The sequence below is a fragment of the Streptomyces sp. NPDC028635 genome, from assembly GCF_040637635.1.
Taxonomy (GTDB): Bacteria; Actinomycetota; Actinomycetes; order Streptomycetales; family Streptomycetaceae; genus Streptomyces.
Genome location: NZ_JBEZWX010000078.1, coordinates 1 through 8,231, shown reverse-complemented (window position 1 = coordinate 8,231; position 8,231 = coordinate 1). Strand labels below are relative to the sequence as shown.

5 protein-coding genes and 1 pseudogene are annotated in these 8,231 nt (G+C 71.6%); 1 reads left to right on the top strand and 5 read right to left on the bottom strand.

Annotation, left to right across the window (positions count from 1 at the left end; translation table 11 throughout):
- Positions 1 to 157 precede the first annotated feature (157 nt).
- From argS to AB0E88_RS35490, 4 genes are all read right to left on the bottom strand, one after another.
- Positions 158 to 1,921, bottom strand: coding sequence for an arginine--tRNA ligase (argS, locus tag AB0E88_RS35505; RefSeq protein ID WP_361639287.1), 1,764 nt, complete (start codon positions 1,919 to 1,921; stop codon positions 158 to 160).
- A gap of 93 nt (positions 1,922 to 2,014) precedes the next feature.
- Entirely contained in the window at positions 2,015 to 2,983 is a 969-nt protein-coding gene (locus AB0E88_RS35500; RefSeq protein WP_361639284.1) for a hypothetical protein, read from the bottom strand.
- Between the two features lie 4 nt (positions 2,984 to 2,987).
- Positions 2,988 to 4,115: a hypothetical protein gene (locus tag AB0E88_RS35495; RefSeq protein WP_361639281.1), complete on the bottom strand. Its 1,128-nt coding sequence runs from the start codon at positions 4,113 to 4,115 to the stop codon at positions 2,988 to 2,990.
- A 93-nt stretch (positions 4,116 to 4,208) separates the two neighbouring features.
- Positions 4,209 to 5,411 carry a hypothetical protein gene (locus AB0E88_RS35490; RefSeq protein WP_361639278.1) on the bottom strand — a complete coding sequence of 401 codons (1,203 nt, stop codon included), beginning with the start codon at positions 5,409 to 5,411 and terminating at the stop codon, positions 4,209 to 4,211.
- 236 nt (positions 5,412 to 5,647) lie between these two features.
- Between AB0E88_RS35490 and lysS the strand changes: the two genes are divergently transcribed.
- The gene (lysS, locus tag AB0E88_RS35485; protein WP_361639276.1) at positions 5,648 to 7,402 is read left to right on the top strand and encodes a lysine--tRNA ligase; all 1,755 of its coding nucleotides are present in this window, start codon (positions 5,648 to 5,650) and stop codon (positions 7,400 to 7,402) included.
- 100 nt (positions 7,403 to 7,502) lie between these two features.
- On the opposite strand, the pseudogene AB0E88_RS35480 reads toward lysS, so the two are convergent.
- Positions 7,503 to 8,231, bottom strand: a pseudogene (locus AB0E88_RS35480) (hypothetical protein); the annotation flags it as partial.

The following is an 8,231-nucleotide window of genomic DNA, read 5'->3' as shown; positions in this document are numbered from 1 at the left end:
TCACGTTCCTCATCGTACGTTCTGGTAACTTTTAGACCCCCGTTTGGTGTGTTTAAACCCGTTGGCCCTCGCATATTTGATACTTGCGGCTCGGCCCTTCTGACAAAAAGCCCCGCCGGGCACGCCCGGCGGGGCTTCCTGTTGTCGTGCCGAGAGGTCAGAGCCGCTCAGGCGTCCTGATCCCCAGCAGTGCCATGCCCTGCTGCAGGGTCTTCGCGGTCACGTCGCACAGGAACAGGCGGTTCTCGATCTGGGCCGGGGTGTCCGCCTTCAGGACCGGGCACTTGTCGTAGAACGTCGTGTAGAGCGACGCCAGCTGGTACAGGTACGCCGTCATCTTGTGCGGGGCGTACTCCGCCGCCGCCTCCGCGACCGTCTCCGCGAACGCGTCCACGTGCAGGCCCAGCGCGCGCTCCGCCGCGTGCAGCTCCAGCTCGGGGTGGGCGGCGGGGCGGACCTCGCCGGCCTTGCGCAGGATGGACTGGATACGGGCGTAGGCGTACTGGAGGTAGACGGACGTGTCGCCGTTCAGCGAGACCATCTGGTCCAGGTCGAACTTGTAGTCACGGTTCGCCGACGTCGACAGGTCCGCGTACTTCACCGCGCCGATGCCCACCTGGGCGCCCCGCTCGGCGATCTCCTCCTCGGACAGGTCCTGCGCCTTCTCCCGGACGACGGCCGACGCGCGGTCGATCGCCTCGTCGAGGAGGTCGACCAGCCGGACCGTCTCGCCCTCACGCGTCTTGAACGGCTTGCCGTCCTTGCCGAGGACCGTGCCGAAGGCCAGCTGGTGCGCCTTCACGTCGTCGTTCAGCCAGCCGGCCTTGCGCGCGGTCTCGAAGACCATCTTGAAGTGCAGGGACTGGCGGGCGTCGACCACGTACAGCAGGGTGTTCGCCTTCAGGTTGAAGACGCGGTCGCGGATCGCGGAGAGGTCGGTGGCCGCGTAGCCGTAGCCGCCGTCGGACTTCTGCACGATCAGCGGGACCGGGTTGCCGTCCGGGCCCTTGATGTCGTCGAAGAACACGCACAGCGCGCCCTCGGAGCGGACCGCGACGCCCGACTCCTCCAGCAGGCGGCAGGTCTCCGCGAGCATGTCGTTGTAGCCGGACTCGCCGACGATGTCGGGGTCGCGGACCTCCATGTCCAGCTTCTCGAAGACGGAGAAGAAGTAGATCTTCGACTCGTCCACGAACTTCTGCCACATGGCCAGCGTGTGCGGGTCACCGGCCTGCAGGTCCACCACCCGGCGACGGGCACGCGTCTTGAACTCCTCGTCGGAGTCGAACTTCCGGCGCGCGGCCTTGTAGAGGCGGTCCAAGTTGGACATCGCCTCCTCGCCGCTCACCTCGGCGCCGCTGTGGTCCAGCTCGTGCGGGTGCTCGTCCAGGTACTGGATGAGCATGCCGAACTGCGTGCCCCAGTCGCCGATGTGGTGCCGGCGCACCACGTTCTCGCCGGTGAACTCCAGCAGCTGCACCACCGAGTCGCCGATCACCGCGGACCGCAGGTGACCGACGTGCATCTCCTTCGCCACGTTCGGCTGCGCGTAGTCGACAACCGTGGTGCCGGGCTGCTCGGCCCGCGGCACGCCGAGGCGGCCGTCGGTGTCGGCGGCGCGCGCGGCGAGGTTCTCGGTGATCGCCCGGTCGGTGACCGTGACGTTGAGGAAGCCGGGCCCGGAGACCTCGATGTCCTGGATCAGGTCACCGGTGGTCACCTGCGCGACGACCTGCGTGGCCAGCTCGCGCGGGTTGGCCTTGGCCTTCTTCGCGAGCGCGAGAATGCCGTTGGCCTGGTAGTCCGCCCGGTCGCTTCGTCGCAGCAGCGGGTCGGCGCCGGCGGCCTCGGGAAGGGCAGCCGACAGCGCGGACGCGAGGCGCTGGTGGACGGAAGCGGTGAGGGACGTGACCGAGGCCATAGGAATGGGTGCCGTTCTCCTCGTGGGGTGTGTGGACACGGCCAGTATCCCACGGGGGGTAAAACCGTTTTCCGGGCTTGCGCGGGCGTGCCGTCAGGCGGAGCGGCGCGCCCGCCTCCGCAGCAGCAGGACCGCGCCGCCGACGGCCACCACCGCTGCCCCCGCCGCGGCGGTGACGGCGAGCGCCGGGCGGTGGGCGGGCGGGGGCGGCTCGGCGATGGTGAGGCGGAGGGTGTCCGCGTTGTTCGCCGGCTTCGGGTCGGCCGGGACGCTCCTGATCGATGCGGGAGCCTCGTAGGTGGTGCCGGTCGCTTTCCGGGGGAAGCGCCACGACAGGGGAAGGCTGATGCTTTCGCCCGGGGCGAGGCCGGACAGCAGGCACATCAGCACACCCGGGTCCGTCCAGCACTGCTCGACGTCCTCGTATCCGCTGGGCCAGTAGTCCCCCATGACGGACAGCGTCAGTTCGAGCTGCGTGGTGTTCGCCGGGCCGTGGTTGGTCACCACCAGCGGTGTCTCCACCCCTCGGTCGGGGACGGCCGGCCCGGAGGGTTTCCGCCACGCGAGGGTGACGTCGGCGGCGGGACGGAGGGTGGTCTCGTCCGTGGCGGTGTTGTCCCTGGGCCAGGTGTCGACCGCGTCACCGATGTCGGCCCTGGCCGTGAGCGACAGAACGGTGTCCACGGGTACGGCGGGATCGACCGCGAGGTACACCACCACCGAGACGCGGTCGCTCTGCCCCGTCCGCGACACACAGCTGACGGTCCGGCCGTCGGCGGCCGGAGTGCACACGTCGTCGTCACTGCCGCTGTTGGGCATGATGCCGTCGTAGGTCACGCCCCGTGGAAGAGCGAGTTCCGCGGCCAGGTGCGAGATCCGCCCCGAGGTCGTCTCGGCGATCAGCTCCGCCACGATCCGCCTCGGCGGCGGGCCGTCGGGGACGCTCAGGTGCAGGCGCGCCACCGCATCGACCGGGCCGGAGCCCGGCGCCGCCCGCGCCGGGCTTCCGGATGTCGCCAGCAGTGCCAGCGCCGCCGCCCCCACGGCCCACCTGTGACGCACCGGCTCAGTGCTCCCGGCGACGGGTCCGCCGGGTCAGGGCGAGCGCGCCGCCCGCGACGGTGAGCGCCGCCGCCGTCGCGCCGACGGTGGTGAGCGGGCCGGTGCCGGTCGCGGCGAGCTGGCCGCTGCCGCCCTGCGCGGTGACGTCGCTGCCCGGGGCGGGGGCCGTCGTCGACGAGGCCGGCGCGGGCGTGGCCGTCGCCGTCGGCTTCACGGTGGGCGTGGCGGTCGGCTTCGGCGTCGGCCGCTTTGTCGGCGTGGACGCCTTGGCGATGGTGAAGACCAGGGTCTCCTTGTCGTTCGCCGGGTTCTCGTCGAGCAGGCTGCTCTGGTACAGGAAGGCGGGCACGCGGTACGTCGTGCCGGCGGCCTTCTGCGGGAAGTTCCAGGCGAAGGGGAACGTGACGCTCTCGCCGGGCGCCAGCTCGCGGAAGACGTCGCAGATCAGCACGCCCGGGTCCCACCAGCAGCCCTTGTCGTAGCTGCCGTCCTCGGGCCCGTAGTCCCAGCCCGTCTGGAACTCCACCGCTTCGAGCTTGACCGGGCCGGGCCCGTGGTTGGTCACCACGGCCTCCGTCTTCACGTCCTCACCCGGCTTCACCGAGACCTTCGGCTGCTTCCACGCGAAGCTCAGATCCGCGGGCTGCCGGATCTCCAGCTTCCCGGTCGCCGTGTTGTTCGCGGGTTTCGCGTCGACCGCGTCACCGATGTCGGCGGTGGTCGTGAACGTCAGCACCGTGCCCGGTGCCACGTCCCTGCCGACCTGGACGATCACGTCTGCCGACACCGAACGCGTGCTCCCGTCCTTGTCCGCGCAGGTCACGCTGCGGCCGTCGGCGGCCGGTGTGCAGTCGGCGGAGGCGCCGTCGTCGCCCGTGCCCTGGTACGTCACGCCCTCGGGCAGCGTCAGGGTGACGGCGAGGTGCTTCACCTGGCCCGACACCGCCTCGGCGATCGGGCGTATGCCGAGCTTGTGGCCCGGAGCGGTGAACGGCGTGCCCAGGTCCTGGCGCGCCTCCACGTCGACCGGATCGTCGGCCGGCGCCGCCTGCGCCGCGGTCGCCGACGCGGCCAGCAGTGCCAGCGCGGCCGCGCCCAGGGTGGAGGTGAGGCGTCCCCAGTGTCGGTGCATGTGTCGTCCTTCTCGGAAGATCGGTGCGCAGATCGGTGGGCGGATCGGTGCGCAGATCGGTGGGCGGATCGGTGCGCGGAAAGGGAAATGGGCTCAGTGCGAGCCGCGCCGGCGGCGGCCACGCGCCCCCAGCACCAGCGCGCCGCCGGCCACCGTCAGGGCCGTCGCCGCACCGGCGAGGGGGAGCCCGGACGCACCGGTCGCCGCGAGCCGGCCGCTGCCGCCCTGGGGGGTGGGGTCGGTGCCCGTGCCGGTCACGGGTGCCGTCGTGGACGTGGTCGGTGCCGGCTCCGCGGTCGGCTTCGCCGTCGGCGTGGGCGTCGGCGTGGCGGTCGGCTTCGGCGTCGGCTTCGGGGTCGGCTTGGGCTGCTTGCCGATCGTGATGACGAGGTCGGCACTGTCGTTCGCCGGGTCCGGGTCGAGGACGTCCGGGAAGGCGAGCGAGCCCGTCGTCGCGTACGTGGTGCCGGCGGCTTTCTGCGGGAACGTCCAAGCGAAGTCGTAGGAGATGCTTTCGCCCGGGGCCAGCTTCCGCCAGACGTCGCAGATCAGCTCGCCCGGGTCGGCCCAGCAGCCCGGGTCGTCGGGCATCGAGGAGCCGTCCCAGTAGTCGAAGCCCAGCCAGAACCGCACGGCGTTCAGCTGCGCCGGCTGCGAGCCGTGGTTGGTCACGACGAACCGGGCCGCCACCCGCTCACCGGGTTTCACCGACGCCTTCGCCGGCTTCCAGGCGACGCCGATGTCCTGGCTCACCGCCACCTCCACGGACGCCGTCGCCGTGTTGTCCTCCGGCTTGGTGTCGACCGCGTCACCCATGACGGCCGTGGCCGTGATCGGCAGGGTGGTGCCCGGCGCCACGTCCTGTCCGACCCGGAGGGCCAGCGTCTCCCACACGTGCTGGTGCGGGGCGTCCAGCGAGCGGCAGGTGATCGTGCGGTCGTCCGCCGACGGGGTGCAGCGCGTGTACTCCATGTCGTCATGCGACGAGGGACGGTCGTACGTCAGGCCGGCGGGGAGCGTGATCACCGTCGCCAGCTCCGGGACCGTGCCCGTGATCACGTCCGTCGTCACGTGCAGCTGGACGATGCGGCCGGGGGCCAGGGTCGCCGGCTCCGCCCGCAGAGACGTCCGTACGTCCGCCTCCGTCGGAGCGGCAGGCGCACCGGGCGCACCGGGCGCACCGGGCGCACCGGGTGCACCAGGTGCGGCGGGTGCCGCCGGTTGCGTCGGTGCCGCGTGCGCCGCCGGTGCCGCCAGGGCACCCACCAGCAGCGCGGCGGCCGCCGCCCCCGTCATCCGTGCCCGTCTGCCGCCACTTCGCATGGCTCCCACCCCTTCGCCGGCCGGTTCGTCGAGCAGTTGGACCGGCGGGCGACGGGAACGGTTGTGCCAAGGATGAGGGAAGTCGTTTTCCGCGTGGGGGCCGGGCCTGGGACAATGGGGGCGCGCGGCCGTGCGACCGTACCGGCCGCCGGCTGAGAACTCCGTTTCGAGAACTTCAGAGAAGTCTGAGAACTCCAGAAAAAGAGGACGTGCCGATCGTGGCTCAGAGCGCCGAGACCACCGACTGGGTCTCCCGTTTCGCGGATGAGGTCATCGAGGAGTCGGAGCGTCGGGCCCCGGGCAAACCGGTCGTCGTCGCCTCCGGACTCTCTCCCTCCGGCCCCATCCACCTGGGCAACCTGCGCGAGGTCATGACCCCGCACCTGGTCGCCGACGAGATCCGCCGCCGCGGGTACCAGGTGCGCCACCTGATCTCGTGGGACGACTACGACCGCTACCGCAAGGTGCCGGCCGGTATCGACGGGATCGACGAGTCGTGGGCCGAGCACATCGGCAAGCCGCTGACCTCCGTGCCCGCCCCCAAGGGCTCGCCCCACCCGAACTGGGCCGAGCACTTCAAGGCGGCCATGATCGAGTCGCTCGCCCAGCTCGGCGTCGAGTTCGACGGGATCAGCCAGACCGAGCAGTACACCTCCGGGGTGTACCGCGAGCAGATCCTGCACGCCATGAAGCACCGGCAGGACATCGACGCCGTCCTCGCCCAGTACCGCACCAAGCCCAAGCCGGCCGACCAGAAGAAGCAGCAGGCCCAGCAGAAGCCGGTCGACGAGGCCGAGCTGGAGGCCGCCGAGGGCTCCGGTGCCGCCGAGGAGGACGACGGCTCGTCCGGCTCCGCCGGGTACTTCCCGTACAAGCCGTACTGCGGCAACTGCGAGAAGGACCTCACCACGGTCACCGCCTACGACGACGACTCCACCGAGCTGACGTACTCCTGCACGGCGTGCGGCTTCTCGGAGACCGTCCGGCTCAGCGAGTTCAACCGCGGCAAGCTGGTCTGGAAGGTCGACTGGCCGATGCGCTGGGCCTACGAAGGCGTGATCTTCGAGCCGAGCGGCGTCGACCACTCCTCGCCCGGCTCGTCGTTCCAGGTCGGCGGCCAGATCGTCGGGATCTTCGGCGGCAAGCAGCCCATCGGCCCCATGTACGCCTTCGTCGGCATCTCCGGCATGGCGAAGATGTCGTCCTCGCGCGGTGGCGTGCCCACCCCGGCGGACGCGCTGAAGATCATGGAGCCGCAGCTGCTGCGCTGGCTGTACGCCCGCCGCCGGCCCAACCAGTCCTTCAAGATCGCCTTCGACCAGGAGATCCAGCGGCTCTACGACGAGTGGGACCGCCTCGACGCCAAGGTCGCCGACGGCTCGGCCCTCCCCGCCGATGTCGCCGCGCACTCCCGCGCCGTGCGCACCGCCGCCGGTGAGCTGCCGAAGACGGCCCGCCCGCTGCCGTACCGCACGCTGGCCTCCGTCGCCGACATCACCGCCGGCCACGAGGACCAGGCCCTGCGCATCCTCAGCGAGCTGGACCCGGAGCAGCCGCTGGCCTCCCTGGACGAGGCACGGCCCCGGTACGACAAGGCCGAGGCGTGGATCAACACCCACGTCCCCGCCGACCAGCGCACCATCGTGCGCGAGGAGCCCGACGCCGAGCTGCTGAAGTCGCTCGACGACGCCGGCCGCGAGTCCCTGCGCCTGCTGCTCGACGGCCTCGCCGAGCACTGGTCGCTCGACGGGCTGACCCACCTCGTCTACGGAGTGCCCAAGGTCCAGGCCGGGTTCTCCGCGGACGCCACGCCCAAGGAGCTGCCGCCGGAGATCAAGACCGCCCAGCGGTCGTTCTTCGCGCTGCTCTACCACCTGCTCGTCGGCCGCGACACCGGTCCGCGGCTGCCCACCCTGCTGCTCGCGGTGGGACAGGAGCGCGTGCGGCGGCTGCTCGGGGCGTAACCGGCCCTGACGGGTACGGACGAACGGCCACGGACGAGCGGCCACGGACGAACAGGAGAGGGGCCCTCCACGGTGGAGGGCCCCTCTGCCGTACCTGCCCTTACGCGATGTGCTCCTCCTGGAGCTCCGCCGTGTGGCGGGCGGCGAAGCGCTGCACCATCCGCTCGGCCTCGCCCTTGGACAGCGTCCGGCCGAACGTCGCCTCCACGTCCCCCCGGAACTGGGCGGGGGTCGGGTAGCTGCCGTCGATCGACTTGCGGAAGACCAGGTAGAAGTCCTCCTCCGTCGGCTCCGGTTCCGGGCTGCCGCCGCCGTCGCCCAGCTCGCGGGTGCGGTTCGGGCCGACCGGGATGGGGAAGCTGCCGGTCTCCTCCTCGGAGGGTTCGTCGGCCGGCGGCTCCTCCTGGTACTGGTCCTCGTACTGCTCGGCTTCCTGCTGCTCGGCGTACCACTGCGCGTACTGCTCGGCCGGGTCGTAGTTGGGGTCGTAGCCGCCGTGGTACTCGATCTCGCGGGGGTTGTGGAACCACGGGCTCTCGTCGGGGACGGCGTCGCCGGCCTGCTGCCCGGTGTCGCCGGCGGCCGGTTCGGGGCGGCGCTCGGAGGGCGGTGCCGCCTGCTGCGGGACGGGACCCGTCCCGGCGGTACGCGTGCGCGCGGCCACCTCGGCGGAGGACGCCGAACCGGTCGCGGGAGCCGCGTCCAGGGCCGGCTTCGGGGCCGCCGGTATCAACGCCGGCTCGATGCCGGCTGCGGCGAGGCCGGCGGGGGCGGTTTCGGAGAGGGGGACGCCGTAGCGGGCGAGGCGCAGCGGCATCAGGGATTCCAC